At 68.1% G+C, this 25,076-nt stretch carries 21 protein-coding genes, 1 tRNA gene, 1 other RNA gene and 1 pseudogene; 14 read left to right on the top strand and 10 right to left on the bottom strand.

Annotated features, from left to right (window positions below; translation table 11 throughout):
• Positions 1–135: 135 nt before the first annotated feature.
• Both P0W64_RS13065 and tgt read left to right on the top strand, forming a co-directional pair.
• Positions 136–2,454: pseudogene (locus P0W64_RS13065) on the top strand (MMPL family transporter); the annotation flags it as partial.
• Positions 2,455–2,946: 492 nt separating this feature from the next.
• A complete protein-coding gene (gene tgt / locus P0W64_RS13060; protein ID WP_275480645.1) occupies positions 2,947–4,206 on the top strand; it encodes a tRNA guanosine(34) transglycosylase Tgt in 1,260 nt (419 codons plus the stop codon).
• Here the strand turns inward: tgt and gluQRS are convergent.
• A complete protein-coding gene (gene gluQRS, locus P0W64_RS13055; protein ID WP_275480644.1) occupies positions 4,203–5,054 on the bottom strand; it encodes a tRNA glutamyl-Q(34) synthetase GluQRS in 852 nt (283 codons plus the stop codon). The genes tgt and gluQRS overlap by 4 nt on opposite strands.
• 74 nt (positions 5,055–5,128) lie before the next feature.
• Between gluQRS and P0W64_RS13050 the strand changes: the two genes are divergently transcribed.
• The 3 genes from P0W64_RS13050 (at position 5,129) to P0W64_RS13040 (ending at position 7,918) form a co-directional block, all read left to right on the top strand.
• A complete protein-coding gene (locus tag P0W64_RS13050) occupies positions 5,129–6,154 on the top strand; it encodes an ATP-dependent DNA ligase (RefSeq protein ID WP_275480561.1) in 1,026 nt (341 codons plus the stop codon).
• A complete protein-coding gene (locus P0W64_RS13045; protein ID WP_275480560.1) occupies positions 6,154–7,248 on the top strand; it encodes a DNA polymerase domain-containing protein in 1,095 nt (364 codons plus the stop codon). Before P0W64_RS13050 ends, P0W64_RS13045 begins: the two co-directional genes overlap by 1 nt.
• 121 nt (positions 7,249–7,369) lie before the next feature.
• Positions 7,370–7,918, top strand: coding sequence for a hypothetical protein (locus tag P0W64_RS13040; protein WP_275480559.1), 549 nt, complete (start codon positions 7,370–7,372; stop codon positions 7,916–7,918).
• A 32-nt stretch (positions 7,919–7,950) separates the two neighbouring features.
• Here the strand turns inward: P0W64_RS13040 and P0W64_RS13035 are convergent, their stop codons facing one another.
• Positions 7,951–9,549 carry a PE-PPE domain-containing protein gene (locus tag P0W64_RS13035; protein WP_275480558.1) on the bottom strand — a complete coding sequence of 533 codons (1,599 nt, stop codon included), beginning with the start codon at positions 9,547–9,549 and terminating at the stop codon, positions 7,951–7,953.
• A 128-nt stretch (positions 9,550–9,677) separates the two neighbouring features.
• Here P0W64_RS13035 and P0W64_RS13030 point away from each other — a divergent pair, with 128 nt between their 5' ends.
• Positions 9,678–11,246, top strand: coding sequence for an esterase-like activity of phytase family protein (locus P0W64_RS13030; protein WP_275480557.1), 1,569 nt, complete (start codon positions 9,678–9,680; stop codon positions 11,244–11,246).
• 13 nt (positions 11,247–11,259) lie between these two features.
• On the opposite strand, the gene P0W64_RS13025 is transcribed toward P0W64_RS13030, so the two are convergent.
• Positions 11,260–11,913 carry a M15 family metallopeptidase gene (locus P0W64_RS13025; protein WP_275480556.1) on the bottom strand — a complete coding sequence of 218 codons (654 nt, stop codon included), beginning with the start codon at positions 11,911–11,913 and terminating at the stop codon, positions 11,260–11,262.
• A gap of 72 nt (positions 11,914–11,985) precedes the next feature.
• Between P0W64_RS13025 and P0W64_RS13020 the strand changes: the two genes are divergently transcribed.
• Entirely contained in the window at positions 11,986–12,861 is an 876-nt protein-coding gene (locus P0W64_RS13020) for a hypothetical protein (protein WP_275480555.1), read from the top strand.
• A gap of 107 nt (positions 12,862–12,968) precedes the next feature.
• The gene (locus tag P0W64_RS13015; RefSeq protein WP_275480554.1) at positions 12,969–13,694 is read left to right on the top strand and encodes a hypothetical protein; all 726 of its coding nucleotides are present in this window, start codon (positions 12,969–12,971) and stop codon (positions 13,692–13,694) included.
• A gap of 216 nt (positions 13,695–13,910) precedes the next feature.
• Here P0W64_RS13015 and P0W64_RS13010 read toward each other — a convergent pair whose 3' ends face one another.
• The 3 genes from P0W64_RS13010 to P0W64_RS13000 form a co-directional block, all read right to left on the bottom strand.
• Positions 13,911–15,191, bottom strand: coding sequence for a glycosyltransferase 87 family protein (locus tag P0W64_RS13010; RefSeq protein ID WP_275480553.1), 1,281 nt, complete (start codon positions 15,189–15,191; stop codon positions 13,911–13,913).
• 597 nt (positions 15,192–15,788) lie between these two features.
• Positions 15,789–16,139, bottom strand: coding sequence for a hypothetical protein (locus P0W64_RS13005; protein WP_275480552.1), 351 nt, complete (start codon positions 16,137–16,139; stop codon positions 15,789–15,791).
• Between the two features lie 4 nt (positions 16,140–16,143).
• A complete protein-coding gene (locus P0W64_RS13000) occupies positions 16,144–16,380 on the bottom strand; it encodes a hypothetical protein (protein ID WP_275480551.1) in 237 nt (78 codons plus the stop codon).
• Positions 16,381–16,851: 471 nt separating this feature from the next.
• On the opposite strand from P0W64_RS13000, the gene P0W64_RS12995 reads away from it, so the two are divergent.
• Both P0W64_RS12995 and P0W64_RS12990 read left to right on the top strand, forming a co-directional pair.
• Positions 16,852–17,742, top strand: a complete 891-nt coding sequence (locus tag P0W64_RS12995; protein WP_275480550.1) for a BTAD domain-containing putative transcriptional regulator — start codon at positions 16,852–16,854, stop codon at positions 17,740–17,742.
• 434 nt (positions 17,743–18,176) lie between these two features.
• Complete coding sequence (locus P0W64_RS12990) at positions 18,177–18,353, top strand: hypothetical protein (RefSeq protein WP_275480549.1); 177 nt, start codon at positions 18,177–18,179, stop codon at positions 18,351–18,353.
• 213 nt (positions 18,354–18,566) lie between these two features.
• Here the strand turns inward: P0W64_RS12990 and P0W64_RS12985 are convergent.
• Positions 18,567–18,652 (bottom strand) — tRNA-Ser (locus P0W64_RS12985).
• Positions 18,653–18,736: 84 nt separating this feature from the next.
• Between P0W64_RS12985 and ffs the strand changes: the two genes are divergently transcribed.
• The 3 genes from ffs (at position 18,737) to P0W64_RS12970 (ending at position 21,462) form a co-directional block, all read left to right on the top strand.
• Positions 18,737–18,831: signal recognition particle sRNA small type (gene ffs, locus P0W64_RS12980), an RNA gene on the top strand.
• A 52-nt stretch (positions 18,832–18,883) separates the two neighbouring features.
• Complete coding sequence (locus tag P0W64_RS12975) at positions 18,884–20,146, top strand: aminotransferase class I/II-fold pyridoxal phosphate-dependent enzyme (RefSeq protein WP_275480643.1); 1,263 nt, start codon at positions 18,884–18,886, stop codon at positions 20,144–20,146.
• A gap of 20 nt (positions 20,147–20,166) precedes the next feature.
• Positions 20,167–21,462 carry a glycosyltransferase 87 family protein gene (locus P0W64_RS12970; RefSeq protein ID WP_275480548.1) on the top strand — a complete coding sequence of 432 codons (1,296 nt, stop codon included), beginning with the start codon at positions 20,167–20,169 and terminating at the stop codon, positions 21,460–21,462.
• A 4-nt stretch (positions 21,463–21,466) separates the two neighbouring features.
• Here P0W64_RS12970 and P0W64_RS12965 read toward each other — a convergent pair whose 3' ends face one another.
• The 3 genes from P0W64_RS12965 to P0W64_RS12955 form a co-directional block, all read right to left on the bottom strand.
• The gene (locus tag P0W64_RS12965) at positions 21,467–22,510 is read right to left on the bottom strand and encodes an oxygenase MpaB family protein (protein ID WP_275480547.1); all 1,044 of its coding nucleotides are present in this window, start codon (positions 22,508–22,510) and stop codon (positions 21,467–21,469) included.
• Complete coding sequence (locus P0W64_RS12960) at positions 22,507–23,049, bottom strand: nitroreductase family deazaflavin-dependent oxidoreductase (protein WP_275480546.1); 543 nt, start codon at positions 23,047–23,049, stop codon at positions 22,507–22,509. The genes P0W64_RS12965 and P0W64_RS12960 overlap by 4 nt, the downstream gene beginning before the upstream one ends.
• A gap of 80 nt (positions 23,050–23,129) precedes the next feature.
• Positions 23,130–23,735 carry a TetR/AcrR family transcriptional regulator gene (locus P0W64_RS12955; protein ID WP_275480545.1) on the bottom strand — a complete coding sequence of 202 codons (606 nt, stop codon included), beginning with the start codon at positions 23,733–23,735 and terminating at the stop codon, positions 23,130–23,132.
• Positions 23,736–23,810: 75 nt separating this feature from the next.
• Here P0W64_RS12955 and P0W64_RS12950 point away from each other — a divergent pair.
• On the top strand, positions 23,811–25,076 hold a 1,266-nt coding region (locus P0W64_RS12950), incomplete at its 3' end, for a DNA polymerase III subunit gamma and tau (protein WP_275480544.1).

The raw sequence follows: 25,076 nt of genomic DNA, 5'->3' as shown, positions 1-25,076 counted from the left end.
CGCGTTCGTATCACGAAGCGCAGCGGCGGAACAAGGAAGTGGAGCTTGTATCTCCGGTTCGTGCTACCGTCGGACGGGTAGACATGGAGTCCGACTCGTTGCCGCGGACGCACGACACGACATGGAGCTTCGACAATGGCCTTGCTGCTGTACCGCCTCGGGCGGTTCGCGTACCTGAACCGTCTCAAGGTCATCGGCGTGTGGTTGCTCGTCCTGGTCGGCATCTCGGTCGCGGGGATCACACTCAGTAAGCCCACGGTCGACAGCTTCTCCCTGCCTGGCATGCCCTCGCAGAAGGCGACCGACATCATGAACTCGAAGCTGTCCGGACAGGGCAGTAGCGATCCGTTCACCGCGGCGTCGGCCAACTTCGTCTTCAAGGCCGAGCACGGGAAGCTGACGGACGCCGACAACGAGGCGGCGATCGAGGCGACGATCGCAGCCATCAAGAAGCTTCCGGATCTGACGTCTCCGAATCTCGTCTCCAATCCGACCAGCAAGCCGAAGATCGATCCGGCCCAGCTCACCGAGCAGCAGCGGACGCAGCTGATGAACCAGCAGCGCACGCAGCAGGCGATCGCGTCGACCAAGACCACCGAGCAGCAGGAGGCGGACGCGCGGGCGATCGCGACGCTCAGCCCGGACGGGACCGTCGCCCGCCTGTCGGTGAACTTCGACAAGAAGGTCACCGACCTGCCCACCGACTTCCCGGACCAGGTCGACAGGGCCGCGCAGGCAGGCCGCGACAAGGGCATCCAGGTCGAGACCATGGGCTCGGCCGCGCAGGAGCGCGGCGACCCGGGCGGCAGCTCCGAGGCGATCGGCATGATCGTCGCCGCGATCGTCCTCATCATCACGTTCGCCTCGATGGTGGCGTGGGGCCTGCCGCTGATCAACGCGATCATCGGTGTGCCCGTGTCGCTCATGGGCGTGCAGCTTGCCACCCACTTCACGCAGTTGGGCACGTTCCCTTCGGTGCTGACCTCCATGATCGGCCTTGCGGTCACCATCGACTACGCGCTGTTCATAGTGTCCCGATATCGACACGAGTTGCGCAGACTCGGGGCGACCACGCGCGAGCAGCGCGCCGAAGCCGCGGGTATCGCGATCGGTACCGCCGGGTCTGCCGTCATCTTCGCCGGCCTCACCGTCATGATCGCGCTCGGCGCGCTCGCGTTCATCGGCATCTCGTTCCTGGGGCAGATGGGTGTCGCGGCGGCGTGGGGTGTGTTGATCGCGGTGCTCATCGCCATCACGCTGCTGCCGGCGTTGCTCGGGTTGTTCGGCGGCAAGGTGTTCGCCGGGCGCGTGCGGGGGCTGCACCCGCAGGACACGGATCAGGGTGAGGGCCGCACGGCCAACGGCCTGCGTTGGGCCCATCTGGTCCGCAAGGTCCCGCTCGTCACCTTCGTCGCGGGCATCATCGTGCTCGGCGTCCTCGCGATCCCTATGAAGGACATGCAGACCGCGCTGCCCGGCGCCGGTCAGTCGGAGAAGTCGACGAGCATGCGCAAGGCCTACGACACCATCGGGCAGGGCTTCGGCGATGGCGCCAACGGCCCACTCATCGTCGCCGTCGACGGGTCGAATGTGCCGCAGGACCTCCGGCTCAAGACGTACGGGAACATCGTGCGCGGTTGGTCGGAGCAGCTGCCGGACATCGCCAACGCGCAGATCACGCAGCTGGGCCCGAGCGACGGTGCCGCTCTCATCACGGTGACGCCCAAGTCCGGGCCTAACGACCAGGCGACGCACGACCTGGTGAAGTCCCTGCGCAGTGGGATCGTCATCAACGTCGGCGGGCAGGACATCACCGTCGAACACGGCGTCGCGGGACAGGCCGCCATCGAGATGGACGTGTCCGACAAGCTCACGAGTGTCCTGCCGATCTACCTCGCGATCGTCGTGGGTCTGGCATTCGTGTTGCTGCTCATCGCGTTCCGCTCGATCCTCGTTCCACTCACGGCCGCGTTGGGCTTCCTGCTGTCGGTCGTCGCGACGTTCGGCGCGACCGTGGCGGTGTTCCAGAAGGGCGCGCTCGGGCTCATCGACAACACGCAGCCGCTGGTGTCGTTCCTGCCGATCTTCCTGATCGGCATCGTGTTCGGCTTGGCGATGGATTACCAGGTCTTCCTGGTGTCGCGAATGCGGGAGGAGTTCGTGCACACCGGCGATGCGCGCGGCTCCGTGGTGACCGGCGTCCGGTACGGCGCCCGCGTCGTCACCGCAGCCGCGATCATCATGATCTCGGTGTTCGCATCGTTCATCCTCAACGATCAGAGCTTCGTGAAGGAGATCGGCTTCGGCCTCGCCGTCGCCGTACTGTTCGATGCCTTCATCGTCCGCCTGGTGGTGATCCCGTCGATCATGATGCTGCTCGGCAAGTACGCGTGGTGGCTGCCGAAGTGGCTCGACCGCATCCTGCCCAACGTGGACATCGAGGGCGAAGGGCTCATGCACAAGCTGGGCCGTTCCACCTCCGACGGTGACGACGCGCCGACCGCCGTTCTGGCGGGGGTCGGCGCTGCGGCCGTGGGCGCCGGGGCGGGTGCAGCTGTGGCCGCGTCCGCCGTCGACGGTGTCGCGCCCGCTACCGCCGAGGTCGGCCTGCGCACGCCTCGGACGCAGGAGATTCCGCACCCGGCCGCCGTCGGGTCGTTGCCATCGGACGTGCCGACCGGCGAGTTCGAGCCACCCGCGAACACCGCTGAGATTCCGGTCAACGGGCATCGCGCGGCCGCGGTTCCGGCGGACGATGCGGACCAGCCGACCACCGAGGTGCCGGTTGCGCCGCGGCCTGCGGCCGAGTCCGCTCCCACGCAGTCCGTGCGGAATTCGGAGCTGGACGAGCTGCGTGAGAGCAATCGGCATCTCGCAGCCGAGCTCGCGGCGCTGCGCACCGACTACCGGTCTACGTCGGCGCGGACGAAGCTGTCGCAGACCGGGATCGGCGATCCCACGCGCTTCCGGATCGAGGGCAGGCTCGACGGCCCGGGTGCGCCGCTCGGGCGCGCCGGCCGGCTGGAGACGCCCCACGGCGAGATCCTCACACCCGCCTTCATTCCCGTCGGGACCAAGGCGACGGTGAAGACCGTTCTGCCTGAAGCGGTTCGGGATCTGGGCGCGCAGGCGGTGCTGGCCAACGCGTACCACCTGTACCTGCAGCCGGGCCCGGAGATCGTAGAGCAGGCGGGCGGGCTCGCGCGGTTCATGAACTGGGACGGCCCCACGTTCACGGATTCCGGTGGCTTCCAGGTGATGTCGCTCGGTTCCGGCTTCAAGAAGGTCATCGACATGGCCGGCGTCGGCGAGACCGACGACGATTCCGTCGCCGAGGGTAAGGAGCGCCTCTCGCGTGTCGACGATGACGGCGTGACGTTCCGCAGCCACCTGGACGACTCCGAGCACCGGTTCACGCCCGAGGTGTCGATGGAGATCCAGCACCGGTTGGGCGCCGACATCATCTTCGCATTCGATGAGCTCACCACGCTCATGAACACCCGTGGTTACCAGGAGGATTCGCTCGAGCGGACCCGTCTGTGGGCCCGTCGCTGCCTCGCCGAGCACAACTGGCTCACCGCGCAGCGCGGCGACCGCCAGTCGCTGTGGGGCGTCGTGCAGGGCGCCCAGTACGAGGACTTGCGCCGCAAGGCGGCCCGTGACCTGCGTGCGCTGCACGACGAGGACGTCCTGGCCGGCGGCCTGGGATTCGGCGGCTACGGCATCGGCGGCGCACTCGAGAAGGAGAATCTCGCGACCATCGTGCGCTGGGTGAACCAGGAGCTCGACGAGTCGAAGCCCAAGCACCTGCTGGGCATCTCGGAGCCGGACGACGTCTTCGCGGCGATCGAGCAGGGCGTCGACACGTTCGATTGCGTGTCACCGTCACGGGTCGCACGCAACGGAGCGATCTACTCGCTCGACGGCCGGTACAACATCACGAACTCCAAGTACCGCACCGACTTCCGGACGCTCGATCCGGGTACGGAGAACTACACGTCGCAGTACACGCGCGCGTACATCCACTATCTGTTCAAGGCGAAGGAGCCGCTCGCGGCAACGCTCGCGACGATCCACAACGAGCAGTTCATCGTGAGCCTGGTGGCGCGGATCCGGCAGTCGATCCTGGACGGCGACTACTGGGACTTCAAGACGGAGTTCCTGGGTCGCTACTACGGCGGGCGCAAGGAGCTCGCGCGCTCCTAGGCGATCAGGGTCCATGGCTCGCGGGGCAGGGCGGCGGGGTCGAACCCCGGCAGCATCTCCGACGGGGTGTTTCCGAGTAACCCCAAACTCGCGGCGATCTCCGGTACGACGATCCCGGGACCCCCGCGCTGCCGGAGGGTCACCGCGCCGTCGCGCTTGGCGAGGCGCGCGCCGGTCGGGCCCGCCACCATCGGGACGTGGGCGTAGACCGGCGGCGGATAGCCCAATAGTGTCGCGAGGTACGCCTGGCGCGGCGCGCTGGACAGCAGGTCGTCGCCGCGTACCACTTGATCGATGCCCTGGTTGCCGTCGTCTACCACCACCGCCAGGTTGTACGCCCACGTGCCGTCGTTGCGCCGCAGCACGAGATCGTCGACGGTGCCGGTGTATTCGCCGTGCAGCACGTCGTGGACGGTGAACTCGGATACTTGCGAGCGCAGGCGCAGCGCCGCCGGCCGCATCGCGCGGCGCGCTGCACGCTGCGCCTCGGTGAGGTCCCGGCAGGTGCCCGGGTAGGCACCGTCGGGGGCGTGCGGGGCCGACGGTGCCGACAGGATCTCGCGGCGCGTGCAGAAGCACTCGTACGTGTCGAGCCCGGCGGCGGCGACCTCGTAGAGCTCGGTGCGCTCGGATTGCCGCACCACGGGTGGATCCCAGTCGAGCCCGATGGCGGAGAGGTCTGCGAGCTGCCGCTGCTCGGCCCCGGGTGCCACACGATCCAGGTCCTCGATCCGCATCAGGAAGCGGCGCCCTGTCGACCGGGCGAACAGCCATGCGAGCAGCGCCGTACGCAGGTTGCCCACGTGCAGGTCGCCCGACGGGCTCGGTGCGTACCGACCTGCTCCGATGTGCTTCACGTGCGCAACTGTAGTCCCTATGCGTCCCAATGACTTAACGGCCGTATCGGCGCTATGGTGGCAGCGTGGACCTGCCCGTCTCGCCGCCCGTCGAACCGATGCTCGCCAAGCCTGCGAAGGCCGTGCCAGCGGGCTACTCGCACGAACCGAAGTGGGACGGCTTCCGCGCCTTGATATTCCGCGACGGGGACGAGGTCTATATCGGCTCACGTAGCGGCAAGGAGCTCGGCCGCTACTTCCCCGAGGTCGTGGCTGCGGCGCTGGAGGAGCTTCCTGTGCGGTGCGTGCTCGACGGTGAGATCGCCGTACCCGTGCGGCGGGAGGGGCGCAAGCGGCTGGACTGGGAGAGCCTGTCACAGCGTATCCACCCCGCAGAGTCGCGGATCCGGAGGCTGTCCGAGGAGACACCGGCCATGTTCATCGGCTTCGACGCGCTCGCGATGGGCGACGTCGACCTGATGGTGCAGCCGTTCCGCCGCCGCCGGGAGGTGCTGACGACCGCGTACGCCGGCACGGGTACGTGCCGGATCAGTCGCGTCACCGAGGATCCGCAGCTCGCGGAGGACTGGTTCTCTCGGTTCGAGGGTGCGGGCCTCGACGGTGTCGTCTCGAAGCCGCTCGACGGCGCCTATCTGCCCGGAAAACGAGAGATGGTGAAGGTCAAGCATGCTCGGACCGCCGAGGGTGTCGTGCTCGGGTACCGCCCGCACAAGTCGCAGCCCCGAGCCATAGGGTCCATGTTGCTCGGCCTCTACCGTGACGAACAGCTGTTACCCATCGGCGGGATCGGTGCGTTCACCGCTGCCAAGCGCGCCGAGTACTTCGAGCTGCTCGAACCCATGCGGACCGCGGAATCCATGGCGGGGGAACCGAATCGTTGGAGCTCACCTGAGAAGACCGGGGAGTGGGTACCGGTGCGTCCGGAGCTGGTGGTGGAGTTCGACTACGACCAGATGGAGGGAATGCGGCTGCGGCATACCGCGAAATTCCGCCGCTGGCGTCCTGAGCGCGACCCCGCTAGCTGTGGCTACGAGCAGCTCGAGGTGCCCGTCACGTACGATCTCGACGACGTGCTCACGGAGGGGATCTGATGGCCAAGGCTCCGGCGGCAGAGGTGGTCGTCCCAGGCCCCGAGGGGGAGCGTGCCGTCCGGGTGTCCAGCCCCGACCGCGTGATCTATCCCGCGACCGATACCACGCCCGCGGTGACCAAGCTGATGGTCGCCGAATACGTTGCGTCGCTGGGGCAGCCGATGTTGCGCGTGCTACGGGACCGGCCTACGGCGCTGGAGCGCTGGCCAGGCGGGGTACATCCGGGGATGCGGCTCGCGCAGGGGCCTTTCGACAAGGACGCGGACGGCTTCTACCAGAAGCGGGTGATGAAGGGTGCCCCCGACTACGCGCGAACGGCGCGGATCACGTTCCCCTCCGGCCGCACCGCCGACGAGCTGTGCCCCTCCGAGGTCGCGGTGCTGGTCTGGTGCGCGCAGATGGGCACCATCGTCTTCCACCCCTGGCCTGTCCGGATTCCCGACGTCGACCGCCCGGATGAGCTGCGCATCGATCTGGATCCCCAACCCGGAACGGGATTCTCGGATGTCGTGCGGGTCGCGGGCGTCGCGCGCGAGCTGCTGTCCGATCTCGGAATGCGAGGCTACTGCAAGACCTCCGGCAACCGCGGCGTCCACATCTACGTGCGGATCGAGCCGCGGTGGGAGTTCCTGGACGTGCGGCACGCGGCGATCGCGTTCGGGCGGGAGCTCGAGAAGCGCGACGACGGCGTCACCACGGCGTGGTGGAAGGAGGAGCGCGGCGAGCGGATCTTCGTGGACTACAACCAGAACTGCCGCGATCGCACCATCGCGGCCGCCTGGTCGCTACGCGCGGTGGCGGGTGCCCCGGTGTCGACGCCGATGTCGTGGGACGAGCTGTCCGGCGTGCGGGATCCGCACGCGCTCAACCTGTTCACCGTGCCCGAGCGGCTCGCCGACGGCGACCCCTGGGAGGGAATAGACGACCGATCCTTCTCGCTTGAGCCGCTTCTGGCCCTGTGGCACGAGCATCCCGTCGAGTTGAACTTCCCGCCCGACCATCCGAAGATGCCTGGCGAGCCGCCGCGTGTACAGCCGAGCCGCAAGGTCGCCGAGCACTGGGACGAAGAAGGCAATCCGATAGCCCCGGACTGATGTCCGAAAAACCCGATGTTCTCCCGCGTTCGGGCGTTGGACCGCCCCGCAAGGTCCTGCCGCGCATCCGATCGCGTGGATATGCGCCGACCGCCCGCCGGTCGTTCACTACGCTAGCCGCATGACCAGGACCCACCTGCTCCGCGCTGCGCTCGCAGTCGGCGCCGCCGTGACCCTTGCCGCATGCAGCAATGGGGGCGACGGCGGATCGTCGATCTCCTCCCTCACGGTGACCCCGCCGCAGGTTTCATCGGCATCGTTGCCGTCTACGCCGTCCGTCTCGAAGGCGCCGCGCAGCAGCGCTGTGCCTACCACGACGGTGGCGGAGGGTACCGAGGCCGAGACCACCGAATCCGGGGACACGGGCGGGGCCGAGACCACCACCCAGGAGCAGGCGCCCCAGCCCGAGGCCACTACCACGACGCCGTGGACCAGCCCGCAGGCCACGGGGGCGATGACCACGACCACGTCGCGGACCACCGCGACGCAGAGTGACTGTATCGACGCGAACGGGAACGGGCCGGTCACGGCGCACACCCCCTGCCCGGGCGTCCCGACATCGGGTGCGCCCACGTCTGCTGCGCCATCGGGCGGACAGCAGGGCCAGGGCTTCACGCCGCGGCCTGGTGGCGCCCAGGCGCCCGCGATGTCGTCTGCGCGGCCCCGCTGAGTCGGGCCGGTGCCGCGGGCCGCGGAGTCTCGTCAGTGCGCGGTCGCGTCCGTTCGTGTGGATCCGCCTTCCGCACCCGAGGCCCCGTCCGACCCGGACGGTGAGTGCGAACCCGACGTGTCCGATCCCGCTGTATTCGAGCCCGTCGTCGTCTCGCCATGGCCCGTGGTCGCGCCCACCGCGTCGTTGACGGCGTTGCGAACCGCGGACCCGATGGAGCCCGCAGTCCCGGCAGCGGAGCCGACCGCATCCTTAGCGGCTTGTGCGCCCGCGTCCTTGGCCGTGCCGGACTCCTCGGACGCGCCCGCACTCACCGCCGCCGCAGTCCTCGCCGCCGCAGTGCCCGACGCCTTGGTGGTCGACGCCTCGGTGGTCGCGTTCGAGGTACCCGCGCTCGCGGCGGACGTCCCCGCCGTGGGGCCCGCGGACCCGGCCTGCTGCGCACCCCGCGCGGTGGCCGCACCGGCAGCCGTGACGGACTGGGCGGGGCCACCGTCGGCGGCGGGCGTGGTGGATCCGGCCGAGCGCGGGCCCACACCCAGGTCCGATGCAGCGTCCGTTACGCCCTGGACGGTGGCGCCGGCGAGGCCCACGCCGAGGGCGATCGGGTCGACCGCCGGGAGTGCCTGCGCGGGAGTGGGAGTCGAGTAGGACGAGCGGTCGTAGCCGGTCTCGATGAGAACGCGCGCGACCGGCGAGAGCAGGTCGACGATGGGCACGATGGCGGCAGACGTCCCGGTGGAGGTGCCGAGGTCGAGGAGAGGCTGCATGATCGGCAGGGTGCGTGCGGGCAACGTGATGTAGCGGGTATCGCCCTCGACGCGGCAGTACGTCGCGGCTGTACACGACGCCGATGCGGCCTCGACCGCTGCCGAGACCTCGGCGGGTGTGTAACCGTAGGGCGTCTGGTCGGGAGTGTCTGTTCCCCGCGGCGCGAGGTACTCACCGTGGATGTACCAGAAGCCCGCGATGGCGTTGGCGGTCGCGAGGAGGTTACCCGGGTAGGTCGGGAAGTCGGCGACGCCGTCGTACTGGAAAGCGACGTCCGTGGTGTTCACGGTGCCCGATGTGTCGGTGGGTGTCGACCTGCCGAACGTCGCGTCGAGGATCGGGACCGTACCGAGCGCCGCGAGGCGTTCGAACAGCCCGCCGTTGGGTCGGTTCGGGTTCGCGATGAGTACGAAGGATGTGCCGTCAGGGACACCGCCGTCTGCGGCGAGCTGCTCCTTGTAATACGACGCGACGGTCGCACCCTGCGAGTACCCGAAGATCACGAGCGGGTCGCCGGCGACGTGGGTGGCGGAATAGACGGAGTCGAGGCTCGAGACACCGTCGGCGACGGAGTCGTTCCACTTCGCGCCCTCGAGCCCGCCCCAGCCGGCGAACGGGAACGGGAAGAATTCGGCTGTATACGGCACCGGTATCGCCGTGCAATCGGTGCATGCGTCGCTGGGCTCGACGTAGTAGTCGATCGCGTTCTGCTCGTAATTCGGAGAGGAGCTCGGATCCTTGGTTCCCGTCCCGGGGACGACGAGCACGGGCGTTGCGGCCCATGCGGGCGAGGCGAGCAGCACAAGCACTCCGACCATCGCGAGCAGGGTGACTGTGGCGTTGCGGAGTCCTGTGCGCATGTGTGCTCTCCCGTTGCTGGACGCAGACTCCTCACCTTGGCACAGTGGCGGGGGTGCAAGACGCGAATCGCCAGGAACTTCACCTTCCCGACGGCGCGGGGACACTTGATTCTGCTATGCACGTGGGCGTGAAGACGTTGATCCGAGCCCTGCCCGCCGTCGTCGCCGGCACCCTCCTGCTGGCCGCCTGCGGAAACTCCTCCGGCCCCAAGGACGAGCCGCTGAAGTTGAAGACCGGCAAGGACACGTTGCTGAACATCTCGGCCGCGCAACTCTTCGATGCGGGTAAGGGCGGCGCCGTCACGCAGATCGCGAAGCCGGAACACGGCACAGTCGAGTCCGTTGCCGGAGGCGGCGTGCGCTACATGCCCGACCGGGGTTTCACGGGGACGGAGAAGCTGAAGCTGACGACGGCGCCTGGCGTCGCCCTGTTCTCGACCGACATCGCGCCGCTCGCCGAGGCGGGCAACGCCACGATCCAGGCGAGCGCGCACGGATCCGCACTCACGCCTGTGCCCGGCGCGCCCGGCGAATTCTACGGTCTCACGGACCGCGGGCCCAACGTAGACGGCCGCTCGGACGACGAGAAGGTCGAGCCCGTACCGGATTTCACCCCGGAGATCGGGCGGTTTCGGCTCGGCGGGGGAACCGCAACGCTCGAGCGGGTGATCAAGCTGACCGCCCCGGACGGTGCTCCGCTCAACGGACTGGTCGATCCGGGCGCTGCGACCGGTGAGACCATCGTCGACCTCGACGGGCGCCCGCAGCCCACCTCGGTCCGTGGGCTGGATCCCGAGGGACTCGTCGCGATGAAGGACGGCACATTCTGGGTGTCCGACGAGTACGGGCCGTATCTCGTGCACTTCGACGCGAACGGCAAAGAGCTGGAAAGGCTCTCGCCGGGTAAAGGGCTTCCCGCCGAACTGGCACTGCGCACCCCGAACCAGGGCATGGAGGGCCTGACGGTCACACCCGACGGTGGCACCCTCGTCGGGATCATGCAGTCGGCGTTGAAGACGCCCGGTCTCGGCGGCAGTGCGAAGAGCGTGCCGCTGACGCGTATCGTCACGGTGGACCTGAAGACCAAGGCGGTCAGGGAATTCGGCTACCTGTTGGACGATCCGCAGAAGACCGGGAAGGCGGTCTCCGAGATAACGGCGGTGTCACCGACGGAGTTCCTCGTCGACGAGCGGGACGGCAAGCTCGCGCCTGGTGCGAACAAGGTGATCTACCGCGTCGACATCGCGGGAGCCACCGACATCGGGCCCTCCACCAAGGTCGGGCAGTATTCGCCGAACGCCGGGATCGAGGTCGGCGGTCAGGCGCTGGAGACGATGGTCGGTGTCACGGATCCTGCTGCGGCGCAGGCGAAACTGAAGCAGGCGGGCATCACTGTGGTGAAGAAGACCGTCGCCCTGGACCTCGGGAAGCTGCTGGACCGCCTGAGTCCCAGGGGCATGTTCTACGCCCACGACAAGATCGAGGGCGTCGCGACCCTGGACGGCGGCAGGACACTGTATATCTCGAACGACAGTGACTTCGGCCTCGCGGGCCTCGACTCCGAGAAGCCGCCGTTCACGCTTAAGGAGAAGACACTCCCGAACGGGATGCAGGATACGGGCGAGATCCTCGAGGTCGACACCTCGAAGGTGACGGAGCCGACTGTCGAGCGCTCGATCGAGGTCAGCGTCCGATAGGCACCCGGTACGCCTACGTCACGGGTACGTCCACGATCGGGCGGTCGACGCCTGCCCCCGGTCCGTCGAAGTGCCACCACTCGCCGGAGTAGGGGCTCAGGCCGCCCGCGGACATCGCCGAGCGAAGCGCGGAGCGGTTCGCCTGCTGCGTGGCGGACACGTCTGACGTCGCGAAAGCGCCTGCACGCGCGGAGAAGTCGTCGAATCCGGTTCCCATATCGATGAGCTTTCCGTTCGAGTCGGCGAGGGTCGCGTCTACGGAGCGGCCGGTCTCGTGGCTACGCGAGTAGTCGCCGGGCTTCGCGACGAACGTCGGGTTCGGCACCTTCTGGAACATGCGCACCTGCACCGAGTGCGGGCGGTAGCAGTCCCAGAACACGAGCTTGCGTCCCTGCTTCCGCAGGCCGTCTGCCGCGGTCTTCAGCCCCGACGCCATGGATCGGTTCACGAGGCAGCGGGCGCCTGTCGGGTACAGCTGCACGCCCACGAAGTTCTGCGCCGTCGCATAGCGCATGTCGATGATCGCGTCGGGCACCGCGGTCCGCACGTCCACCAACCCGGCCGCAGCCTGAGCCGCCGAGACGCCCGGCGCCGCAGAGGCGGGCGCCAGCGGGGCCGCCACCAGCGCGGCAAGGGCGACCGTGGCTGCCATCCTCGCTACTCTCATGCACGAGAGGGTACTTCGTATGCTCTCCGAAGGGGGATGCATCGATGTCCAGCGGAGGGGGAGTGAGTGCGCATGGTTCGGAGGATCGGTAAGTACGTGCTGATAGCGGTATGCGCAGTCGTGCTGCTGCTCGCCGCCGCGCTGGCTTGGGCATGGGTCGTCGGGCCGCCCGCGGTGAATCGAGGCGAGGTCGTCGCGGCGCCGGTGGAATGCGCGGACAACGCCGCGCCGGTCGTCGTGCTCCCCGGCGGCGACGGCACCGTCGGCGAGACCGCGGGGCAGTGGAAGGCCGTGACCGATGCGCTTCGGGGCGCGGGCTTCTGCGCGCTCGTCTTCCAGGCGGGTGTGGTCGACGGCAACCGTTGGGCGGGCGATGTGCCGGCCGCGGCGGCGGACCTCGGCGCGTACATCGCTGACGTGCGGAAACAGACGGGTGCGGCGAAGGTCGCGTTCGTCGCGCACTCCGCCGGCAGCGTGGTGGCGGACTACTATCTGAAGGTTCTGCACGGTGCGCCCGACGTGGACCGCGCGGTGTTCATCGCGCCGGAGACCGCGCGCTGTGACGGTGCCGGGTTCGCGCGGGCGATGGGCCTGCCGGCGAAGCCGTTCCCGGTGTTCCGCGCCGTGCCCGCGATCCCGGCGCTCCTCGGCCGCGCCGTGCCCGCCGCGGCCGGATCGCTCCAGATCGCGCCCGGCTCAAAAGTTTTCGCGCGGATCTTCGAGTCCGGTCGCCTCAGCCAGCCCGGTGTCGCCTATTCGGTGATCGCGACCAGCCACGACCAGTTCGCGACGCCGGCCCCCACCTGTTCGTTCATCGAAGAGCCGGGAGTCACCAACGTGCTCTACGACGGGGCATTCCCCGGCGCGGCGCCTGTCGACCACTCGACCATCCGGTCGAGCCCGGACACCGCGCGCTGGGTGGTCGCCCGGCTCGGCGCGGAGGACTAGTCGCGCTACCGGCTACAGTCGGAAGCCGACCGCGTGACGTGAGTCACGAACATCGTCGACCGACCGCCGTTCCGCTGGCATGAACGCCCGGAGCGAGAAGGAGCTTCATGAGGATCACCGCACATCGTCGTACCGCTGCCGTCGCCTCGGGTCTGGTCGCGGTGTCGCTCTTCGCCACCGCCTGTGGCGGCGATTCCGGTGGGGGATCCACGTCTTCGCCTGCCGCGACATCGGTCGGGACGGCGTCGGGCGCCGCCGCGCCGTCCAGCGCAGCCACGACCACCTCGGTCACCGCGTCCGCCTCCGGTGGTGCGTCCGCCTCCGGTGGTGCGTCTGCCTCCAGCGGTGCGGCGGCCTCCGGGCGCGCGGCAGCCGGCAAGGTGACGCTCAAGGGGGTCAACGGCACACAGGTGACGCTCCAGGGCTCGATCGCCGCCAGGTACCGCGCCTCGACTGCGGCCGAGAAGAAGGCCCTCGGCGCGCCGCTGGATGGGGACCGCAATGCGGGCACGCGCGAGAGCGGCGTGATCTTCCAGCAGTTCAAGGGAGGTGTGATCACGGCGAAGAACAGCGATCCCGCCACGACCGCCCACATCACCTGGGGCAGGATCCGCGACGCATGGAACGTCGAGCGCGACGCCGCCGGGAACCCGGTGAAGAACGCTGAGGGCAAGAACGGGTCAGCCGGTCCGCTGGGAGTGCCTACGAGCGACGAGGCGGTCGACGGCAGTCGCCGGGTGACCACCTTCGAGCACGGCAAGATCACCTTCGACACCAAGACCGGGGCGCTGACGGTCGTCGTGAACGGCAAGACGGTCCCGGCGGGGCTATGACTCCGTGGGCCGGGACATCGACGCGATAGAAACAGCCTGCGACCGTACGTCCAGCTCACAAGCTGTTTCAATGGCGGAGGACAGGGGATTCCGACTCATAGGCATGTCTCGGCATCGCGTTACTGTGCTCGACGTCAGCAGCACATCGGCCTGCGGCGGTGGCGGTGTCAGTGGACCGGTGCAGCACCGAAGGTGCGCCATGCGCTCCAGCGCGGGTTAGCGTTCAGGTGGCGCTGCGCTGTCTGCCGGCTGCTGCCGCGCATGCTCTGTCTTGCGGGCGATCAGCAGTGCCGCTGAGCAGATGAAGATCAGGACGACGACGGGAACGCCGCACGTCAGTGCCCGCGCCCAGCTCGGGATCTGTTCGATGGCGGCGTCCATCGCCGGGGCGGCGCCGGCCGCGCCGACCTGCCCGATCGACTTCACGATCTCGTAGATGAGAACGGTCAGCCACATCGATGCCGCGACTGCCAGACCGACTGTTGCGATCCCCCATCGCCACCTAGCAGGTCCGGGCGACGTATGGGCGCGGATGAACAGTAGGACGATCACGGGTGCGAACCACACCCAGTGGTGGCTCCACGCCAGCGGCGTGGCGGCGCATGCTGCGAGTCCGACCAGGACGATGCTGAACGTCTCGCGGCTGGTGTTTCTGTACCGCGCCGCGGCAGCGAGTGCTAGCGCGACAACGACCGTCGCGCACACAAGCCACAACGCCAAAGGCACTGCCCTCGGCGCCGATAGGTTCGCTAGGACGCCATTCACCGATTGATTCGCTGGATGAGTGACATCACCGATACGACTGACCATCCCGACATCGTGTAGCCAATAGTCTCTGGAGTCGGCCGGCAGCAGTGCAGCGCCGATGCCGACCGTCAGGATCGCGGATATCGCGGCTGTTGCAGCGGCACGCCATTGCCGGGTAACGACGAGGTAGGGCAGGAAGAGTAGCGCGGTGAGCTTGATACCGGCCGCGATTCCCACAGACCATCCACGCAAACGCGCTCCGGACGGTCTTGTCAAGTCCCACACGATGATCGCCATGATGAGGATGTTGATCTGGCCCTGCCAGATCGTGCCGCGGATCGCCTCCAGGTCGAAGAATGCCAGCGTGATGCCGAAGGATGCGACGGCGAGCTTCCAGTCGCGGGAGTAGCCGCACACGCGGAAGCAGCGCCACACGACCGAACCGAGCGCTGCGACACTGAGCAGGAACCAGATCAGTGAGGTCGTGGCGGGTGCCCCGAACGTCAAAGGGACGAAAAGTATTGCAGCCATGGGCGGATACGTGAAGGAGACCCCAGGCGGAATGAGCGAGTACAGGGAGTCGCCCTTCAACACCTGCTCGGCGCCGAGGCGATACACCCAGAAGTCACCGCCATTGGCGAACAGCCCGAATCCGGGGGGTGCGTAGAAGGGAATGATCGCGTACTGGATGAGTAAGGCGACTACCCCGGCGAGGAGGCAGCAGAGCATGAGGCGTCGAGAAACTCGCATGTAGCGTCCTCTTTCGCGGAGTGAGTGTTCGGTGACGGCGGGCGGCGGTCCAGCGTCCCAGTGGAGGTGGCCGGGCCGCGGTGGCCGGGCACCAGTACGCCGCCGATCGCATCGGGCCGGGTGTGGCGGGCAGATCGACCGGGTGTGTCGGACACCGCGACGAGGCGGGAAGAGTCGGCAGCCCGCTGACGTGTCGCCCGAAGCCGATAGAAGCGACCGTCGGAGAAGGGTCTCAGTGTGGGCACGAACAGTTACGGTATGGCTAGTGCGTTGATCCGCAGTCACGGAGTTGCGCCACTCGCTGAGATCTCAGAAATTTCTCAGCTCAAATCTACTGCCCTGATCCTCTGGTCACGACTCGCACGATGACGCCGTGTCGTGACTAGAGGGTCGCCGAGGCGTGGCCCGCCGGCCTCGCGTCGGAACCGTCCACCGTCGCCGAATACCGCCGACTAGCGCGCAATCGCATTGTGCCTGAGTTCGGGCGGTGGGTACGCGGCGCGGCGTGTGTGCCTGCTGCCGGGAGCCGTCGAACCGGCTGGGCCGGCAGCGCCGCGCGTCCGTACGTGCTCGGTCGGGCTCGGTCCCTTGTCGCAGCTATATCCGGTCGCGTCGGAATCGACCGGCCTCATCGACCCAGAGATAGCAGTGCTTGTCGGTGCGGAGAGATTGCCGCACCATCCATCCAACGAGCCCGAAGAACCCGAGCAGGGCGTACACCGCGCGATCTGCGAGCGACCGCCTGTCCAGCTCAACCAGGTGCGGGGTGATCCACCCGACGGTCGCGCCGTGTGCGCTCTCCCAGGCCACGGCGGCGGCCAAGCGGTGCGCGCGCTCGGCATCGGACAGCGGCGGGCGTGTAGTAGTGCTCCAGCGGTGGCCGTCCCGGTACCGCGGCCCTCCACCGGTTTCCGGGGCGGGTAACCAGCCTGTGGCGGTGGCGGTCATGTCGCTAGTAGGAGCTGCTGTCACACGACACGGTCCGTGCGCCAGTGTCGGCGTGGAAGCGTTTGGCGGCTTCGAAGTTCGAGTAGGCCTGCCCGTACGCGATGAACTCGCTGCGCATGTGGCCACTCGGGCTGTACCCCGAGCAGAACCAGCCGCTGGGAGCGGCCGAAGCCGTGGGAGCGACGGCGACTGCACCGCCGATCGCAAGGACGGACGCAACACAGAGCAGAGACTTACGCATATCTGTCGAACACCTTTCGATCCATGTACCCGGCGTATTCCGGGTGCTGCTTCACTGTTGCGGCACCCGCTTAGCACCCGCCTGCCCCTCCCTTGTGCCGCAGCCCCGGCCAGGCCGCAATTCCAGGGCAAGGCGCGGTCCCTTGCGCCCGGACGTAGTGCGCCCGGCCGATGCCGCAACAGACATCTGCTCACCGCGTCACAGCACGCCACAGGTCAGTCGACACTGCCCTTCCGGGACGGACCTACCGCGCGTCTCGGTACCGCCGTCACACGGCCGTCCGATCCTGGCCATCCCGACCCCTAGCGATGCTGCTCGGCCCGCCAGTTGTTCCGCTGCTCGTATGCCTGCGCTGAACAGGATCAGCCAATCGATGGATTGCGGCTTGTCGGCAGAATCTTGAGGTTAGGATCACGAAGTTGACACAGATGGGGGCTGTGTGGAATGGCGCGTCACACGACGGGGGGCTCAATGGAGTTGAACTTCAAAGTACTGACGCGAGTGGGAGTCGATATCGGCGATGGCGCGCTGCAGCTGGGCTCGGGTCACGCATCGACCATTCTCGCGTTATTCATCTCGCGCCCCGGGTACACATTCGCCGTGCACTCGATCGCCGACGCCGTGTGGGGTCCCGGCCGGCACCCGACGTCCGCCGACGGATCGTTGCAGGTGTATATCAGCAAGCTACGGCGAACACTCGCCGAAGCCGGTGACGGAGCACCCGAGATCTCCGGAGGCACAGGGTGGTACCGATTCGATTTCGACCCCAACCAATCCGATATCGGTCGGTTCCGGTCCTACATCACACAAGCCGAGGGGGCATACCGTCGCAGCATCCCCGGGGCCGCCGACCTGTACCGACACGCACTCTCCGAGATCACCGGCGACATTCTTGCCGGCCTTCCCGCAACACCCTTCACGACCTCTTTCCGAGCAGGCGTCCACGAACTCGCCCTCGACGCAGAACTCAAGATGCTCGACATCGGCTGGAACGACGTCACGGCAGCAGACGCCACCACCAGGCTGACCGAACTGGCCCTTGCGCAGCCGTACAACGAACGCATCTGGTCCTCACTGATCGACACACTCATCCGGTCCGGACGGCGTGCAGAAGCACTCCTCGCAGCACAGCGACTGCATCACATCCTCAGCTCCACGCTCGGCCTCGACGTCCATCCGCACATCACCGACCTCCTCCGCGACATCACCCCACCCGACCACAACGACAACCTGCAACCCAGACACAGCGCTCGACCCCTGATCATCAAGGCGAGCGCACAGCTCTACGACACCACTCCACTCGATCACCGCAGCCTCGAACGCCGACCACCACCCACCACAGCAGTACCCCTCCGATCATGACGACCATCGCGATCACACCGCAGGCTCAGCCTGGGGGCGTGGCGATCGTTGTTCTGCAGGGCTGGACCGTCACGTCACGAAACAGCGGGCCACCTGAGCTCGCCCGCTACCGTGGCCAAGACCACAGCACACGCTCGACACAGACCACACTTCCGGCACTCGCAGCGAGATCGCTTGTTTTGGAACGTGACTCGGAATCCCGATCCGTAACACCGCTGTGGCGACACCATGTGGCTTCGCGCGGAGGCGGCAGATCAAGGCCGTCAGTCAGCTTCGAGGTATGCCTCTCGCTCGGCACGGCCGGATCGCGACGGCAATCGGAACGTCGCTTCACCACGGGGATGGCCGCGAGCGAATAGCGCCGAGCAGCTCGACCTCCCACGGCGTGTAGGCACGCACCTGCATCGATCCGATGCCGACCGTTGGACGGCGGTGTGGTCAGACCTGCTCCGCAGGGCGTCATCCTGCGTCACGTGGTGAGCCTGCTCGAGCCGCTGCGCAAGCACCACGCCACCCCGGAACTCAAACTGGACGACGTGCTGACCGCCGACCAGGTGGAAAGGGTTCTCACCGCGCACGGGGACCTTGGTCTACACCAAAGGCGACCTTGACGGCGATGAACCTACGATCGCCGTCGTCGCGACCAGCGTGGTGGTGAACGGTGCGGCGGCGATGTTCACCCCGTCCACGACGCCCGCAAGAGTTGATCTCGACCCCAGGTTCGCGCAGGTCGAGCCATATTATTGCCTTGGGTGATGGGGAAGTGGGGGAACACAATGACTCAGGGGCGGCTCCCGACCTGCTCGGAAACCGCCCCTGATCTGCGGAGGATAGGGGATTCGAACCCCTGAGGGCTATTAACCCAACCCGCGTTCCAGGCGAGCGCCATAGGCCACTAGGCGAATCCTCCGTGGGCGATACTAGCCAATGGAGTGCTGGTCCCCAAAACGGAGACCGCGCCCGCGCCGGGCGGGCGATGGCAGGTATAGTCGGCCACGGACTCCGCGCGGCGTCCATCCTGTGAACTCCCCTAGGGCGGGAACGCAGCAAGGGTCAACGGGCTCTGGCGGGTGCGCGGAGTCCCCTTTTGTTTGTGCACACCCCGACCCAGAAGGCATGCGCCGTGAGCACCTACGTCTCCCTGAGCCCGTCCGAACTAGCCGAGGTCCACGCCGACCTCACCACCCGGTACGAGAAGCTCAAGCAGGCGGGGTTGAAGCTCGATCTGACTCGTGGCAAGCCGTCACCCGAGCAGTTGGACCTGTCCAACGAGCTTCTGAGCCTGCCGGGCAGGGACGACTACCGCGCCGCGGACGGCACCGACACCCGCAACTACGGCGGCGTGGCCGGCCTCCCCGATCTGCGGCAGATCTTCGGTGAGTTGCTCGGCATCCCTACGGAGAACATCTGGGCGCAGAACAACGCGAGCCTCGAGATCATGTACCGCCTGATCAGCTTCGGGTTGCTACACGGCACGGTCGACGGCGTCCGCCCCTGGACGCAGGAGGAGAAGGTCACGTTCCTGTGCCCCGCTCCGGGCTATGACCGGCACTTCGCGGTCTGCGAGCACCTCGGCATCGAGATGGTCACGGTCCCCATGCGTCCCGACGGCCCCGATATGGAGGTCGTCAAACACCTGGTCGCCGACGACCCGACGGTCAAGGGGCTGTGGGCCGTGCCCAAATTCTCGAATCCGACGGGCGCGGTGTTCTCGGAGGAGGTCGCGCGTGAGCTCGCGTCGATGCCGACCGCTGCACCCGATTTCCGGCTGTTCTGGGACGACGCGTATGCGGTGCACCCGATCGAGGGCGACGCACCGCCCAGCCACGACATCCTGGGCATGGCGCGTGAGGCGGGCAACCCGAACCGACCGTATGTGCTCGCGTCCACGTCGAAGATCACCTTCGCGGGTGCGGGGGTCTCGTTCCTGGCATCGTCGTCGGACAACCTCGACTGGTACGGCAGGCATGTGGGCTTCACGTCGATCGGCCCCGACAAGGTGAACCAGCTGCGGCATGCCCGCTTCTTCGGCGACGCCGACGGGGTTCGCGCACACATGCGCCGGCATCGCGACCTGATCGCGCCGAAGTTCGCGCGAGTCCTCGAGATCCTCGAGGACCGGCTCGGCGGGCCGAAGGTCGCCTCCTGGACCGAGCCCAAGGGTGGCTACTTCATCAGCGTCGACGTGTTGGACGGGACGGCAGCGCGCAGCGTCGACCTCGCTAAGGACGCCGGCATCGCCTTGACCGGTGCCGGAGCGGCCTTCCCGCTCGGCCAGGATCCTCACGACCGCAACATCCGCCTCGCGCCGACGCTTCCGTCGCTGCCGGAGCTGGAGACCGCGATGGACGGCTTCGCGACCTGTGTACTGTTGGCTTCTGCCGAGAAGCTTCTGCGGCAGTAGCTCTCATATAGGAGGTCGGGGTGGCGGGTGGCCCCAGTCGGAGTTTCCCCCGTCACTGGGGAGTACTCGCCCTCTTCACGGCCGCGGCCGCGGTAGCCGTCTGGCAACAGATCGTCCGGATCCCGTGGTCCGCGCCGATGTGGGGCCTCATGCACAATCAGGTCGACGCGCAGGTCTACCGGCTCGGCGGCTACATCGTGACGCACCATACCCAGGGCTTGTACGCGGGTCCGCTGATGAACGACTCGCTTCCGTTCACGTACACGCCGTTCTCAGCGGTGATGTTCGTGCCGCTGTCGTGGATGTCACCGGGCGTGATGCGCTGGGTGTGGAGCTCGCTGGTGCTCTTGGCCCTGCTCGCCTGCATCCTGATCGCTTTCCGGCTCATGGGCTTTCGGCGCGACTGGCGCGTGTGGTGGGTGTCTGTGTGCCTGGTCCTCGTGGTCACGTGCCTCGAACCCGTCCGCACGACGCTCTGGTACGGGCAGATCAACGTCTTCCTGATGCTGCTGTTGCTGTGGGACCTGAGCCGGCCCGACGGCGCCCGTTGGAAGGGCTTCAGTGTGGGCGTCACGGCCGGGATCAAGTTGACGCCACTGTTCTTCATCGCCTACCTGATGGTCACGCGCCAGTGGCGGGCGGTACGCAACGCGCTGGCCGCGCTGGCCGGCACCGTCGCCGTCGGGTTCGTCGTGATCGGCAGGGACTCGTGGACCTACTGGACCGGGACGTTCCTCGACGCCAACCGTGTGGGGCAGCCAAACGAGGTCTCCAACCAGTCCATCAACGGGCTCACCGCCTACCTCGGCGGCTCGGCGCACACGTCGACCACCCTGTGGCTCGCCCTCGCCGTCCCGGCGGCGGCCCTCGGGCTGGGCGTCGCGGCGTGGGCGCACGCCCGCGGGCAGGTCCTGCTGAGTATCTGCCTGGCCGGCCTGACGATGACGGCTGTGTCGCCGTTCTCGTGGGGGCATCACTGGGTGTGGTTCGTGCCGCTGCTGGTCATGCTGCTCACGCCGGCCCTGACGACCCGGAACCCGGCCCGCCGGGTTCTGTTCATCGTCCCGCCCCTCGTGCTGGTGGCGGCGTCGTACATCTGGGTGACGTACTACCCGGGTATCTCGCCGCGCGACGTCGACTGGGTGCACGAGGTCTACGGCATCGGTATCTTCCTGCGGTACGAGCCGCCGGGGGTGCTGCGCGTGCTCTACTCCGGCGTGTACGTATGGATCTTCGTCGCCACCACGGTGTTCAGCGGTCTGTGGCTCGCGCTCTCGGACTCCGGCCGGGCGCGCGGGACGAGAGTGCGGGGCTGATCCTCTAGAGGAGGAGTCGGCGCCCGGAGCGGCCCGTGGCTCGCGCAACGGCGGGAATCCGCTGGGCCGCACCGTAACCCTTCATCGCCGAAGCGAGGCACCGGACGCCGATCACCCCCCACCGGTGCGCAGGCAGGCCCATCTGGCGCGCGCGGTCGGGACCGAGCATGAACGCGGCGATCGTCTCGTGCACGCTGCGCGGGAGGCGGTCCGCGCCCGGCATGCCGAGCATCCCGTCCAGCGCGATCCGGGCCAGGCGCCGCGAGTTGTCATCGGGTGCGAACGTGAACGGCAGGATGCGCGCGTCGAGGGCCGCCTGCTCTTCCGCGGTCTCGCCGAGGAGCTCGTCGGGGACGCCCAGCAGCCAGGTCACGTAGCGCCACAGGAGGTAGAAGCCGTCGGCCTCGTCGGGTGTGATGCGCGCGCCGAGCCGGCGTAGCCGGTCCAGCATCATCGCCCCGAAGAACAGGGGTCCAGCCGATGTCTGCAACGCGCTCACGGGTTTTCCGGGAAACGGCCACTGCCCGTGCGCCGTCATGTGCAGCCGGACGGCGGAGTGGATGAGACGCACCCGCATGCACGCGGCCCAGGCGGTGCCGTGGGTCGCGAGCCCCGCGGCGTCCAGCACGCCGAAGAACAGTGCCGAACTCCGCTGCAGTCGGCGCGCGGCATCCTCCTCGAAACGTCCCGTACTGCTGAGGATGTACGCGGCATCGGGCGAGCTGAAGGTCGTCATCAACGCCCCGTACCCGACGGCGAGCGTGTACTGCGGGAAGTGGCGCAGCGCCATGTCCGCTCCGATGGCGATGCGGTCGAGATCGACCCAGGAGGGCGGGTTCTCGACGCTTGCGAGTAGCGACCGGCATGCGGGCTCGCCGGCGTCGGCCAAGCGCTCCACGCGGGCGAGCAGGTCCCCGTCGCCGCCCCGATCGCGCGCGACGGCTACCGCGGCCTCGGCGAGGGGATCGCCCACGTCCGCCCACGGTGACAACTGCATGTCCCGCAGGTGGTTGATGCGGGTGTCGAACCGGATGCTCGCCGCGGTCACGATGAGATGTCCACGACCAGTACGGTCCCGCCCTCGAGCCATGCGCGGTGCAACTCGGCGATCCTGCGGCGCGACGGGACCCCGGTGCGGTGGAAGAGGTTCTCGACGTAGTCGAAAGGCATTGTGCGGCCACAGAAGTAGCGTTCGGCGATGGCTCGCTCCGCATCGGTGACGTCTCGTGCACGGCCTTCCGTCTCGAAGTGACGCATCCGGAGAGCGGTCGCGGGGTCGGCGCGCAGGTTCCGCAGCCACAGCGCGTGCTCCCCGGTGATCGACACCAGGTAGACGGTCTGCCCGTGGCGGTAGGCGCGAACGAAGGTGCGGCGAGGGAGGCCGGATACCCTTCCGCGCGTCGTGATCTCGGCGACGCCGCGGGGCATCCATACAGCGAACCAGGGGCGGTGGATCGCACGCAGGGTACGGGTGAGGACTCGTCGGGACCGCAGTGTCGGGAGGGGTCTGCCGTTCGCGCGTTCCATCCGGTACCGGCCGTCGCGATAGCGCAGGGTCTCCGGGACGGTGATGGTGTCGGATGCCATGGCGCGCCCTTCAGCGGAGTGATCTTGTCGCCGACAAGATTAGGCGACCGTCGGCGATCTAGTCAATGGAAAGTTTCGGCTCAGTCCTCGGCGATCTGCCCGATCAGATACCCCAACCCCGTCATCCCTCTGCCGAGGTGCTCCATGATCTCCGCGGTCTCCGTCGGGAGTCGGTCGTCCAGATTCCCCGTGAGCAGCAGAGTCGCCACGCCGTGTGCTAGTGACCACCCTGCGAGGACGACTCCGTAGGCATCGTCGATGCCGGCCTCGGCGGCGGCCTGCGCGCCGCTGGCCTCGAGCACCGCGTACGCGGCGTCGCGGGCTTCGACGAGGTCGGGGTCGTCGGCGCGGTAGAGCGCCGGCCGGAACATCACCTCGAAGTGGCCTGGGTTGGCGAGGGCGAACTCGACGTAGGCAGCGCCGCCCGCGAGGAAACCGCGAGGGCCCTCGACGGCGGCCGCCGTCGCGTCACGGTTGCGCCGGAAGCCCTCGATCGCGATCGCGGTGAAAAGCCCTGCCTTGTCGCCGAAATGGTGCACGGGTGCCGCGTGCGAGACACCGGCGCGGCGCGCGATCTCCCGCATGCTGACCGCCGCCGCGCCGACGGCCTCCACCTCGGCCACGGCCGCGGCGATCACGTCGGCCCGCAGGGAGCCGTGGTGGTAGGGCCGGGCGCGCTCGGTCACTGCGTCACTGTATCGCCGGACGACGGCACCGCGGGTGCGACCTAAGGTGTCGTAGGGCACCGGTAGCCTTGGCGCGTGGCCCTATACCGCAAGTATCGGCCCGCGACCTTCGCCGAGGTCGTGGGGCAGGAGCACGTGACCGAGCCGCTGTCGACGGCGCTGGACTCGGGCCGGATCAACCACGCGTACCTGTTCAGCGGACCGCGCGGGTGCGGCAAGACGTCGTCGGCGCGAATCCTGGCGCGTTCGCTCAACTGCGAGCAGGGCCCTACGTCCACGCCGTGCGGGGCGTGCTCGTCGTGCGTGGCACTCGCACCGGGCGGTCCGGGCAACCTGGACGTCACCGAGATGGACGCGGCGTCGCACGGCGGCGTGGATGATGCTCGCGAGCTGCGTGACCGCGCGTTCTACGCGCCCGCGGAGTCGCGCTACCGCGTGTTCATCGTCGATGAGGCCCACATGGTCACGCCGCAGGGGTTCAACGCGCTGCTGAAGATCGTCGAGGAGCCGCCGGAGCACCTCATCTTCATCTTCGCGACCACCGAGCCCGAGAAGGTCCTCACGACCATTCGCTCCCGCACGCACCACTACCCGTTCCGGCTGCTCGCACCCAATGTGATGCGTCCCCTTCTGGAGCGGATCTGCGAGGCCGAGAGCGTAGCCGTCGAGCCGACGGTGTACCCCCTCGTCATCCGCGCGGGTGGTGGCTCGCCACGCGACTCGCTGTCGATCATGGACCAGCTGCTCGCGGGCGCCGGTTCGGACGGTGTGACGTATCGTCGGGCGCTCGGGCTGCTGGGCGTCACCGACGTCGCCCTCATCGATGCCGCGGTCGACGCCCTCGCCGTGGGCGACGGCGCCGCGCTGTTCGGCGCAGTCGAGTCCGTCATGGAGGCGGGGCACGATCCCCGCCGGTTCGCTACAGACCTGCTCGAGCGGCTGCGTGATCTGATCCTGCTGGGCACCGTGCCCGACGCGGCCGACCGCGGGCTGATCGACGTACCCGTCGACGTTCTGGATCAGATGCGCGGCGAGGCGTCCCGCCTCGGTCTTGCGACGCTCACGCGGTGTGCCGAGGTCACGCACGCGTCGCTTGCGGAGATGCGTGGCGCCACGTCGCCCCGGCTGCTGCTCGAGGTCATGTGCGCCCGGATGTTGTTGCCTGGCGCCGAGGATTCGCAGGGTGCCCTGCTGCAGCGGATCGAGGCGCTCGAGTCCGGTGGCAACATGCCGCGTGCGACCGGCGGAGCCGTCCGCACGGCGCCTGGTCCCGGCGGGGTCGTCGGTGGCGGCGGCGCGGGCGAGCCCGCGCCGAAGTTCGTGCGGCCCAGCCAGCGCGCG

It is taken from the genome of Tsukamurella sp. 8F (assembly GCF_029167375.1).
Lineage (GTDB): Bacteria > Actinomycetota > Actinomycetes > Mycobacteriales > Mycobacteriaceae > Tsukamurella.
This window is presented reverse-complemented; position numbering and strand designations above follow the sequence as displayed.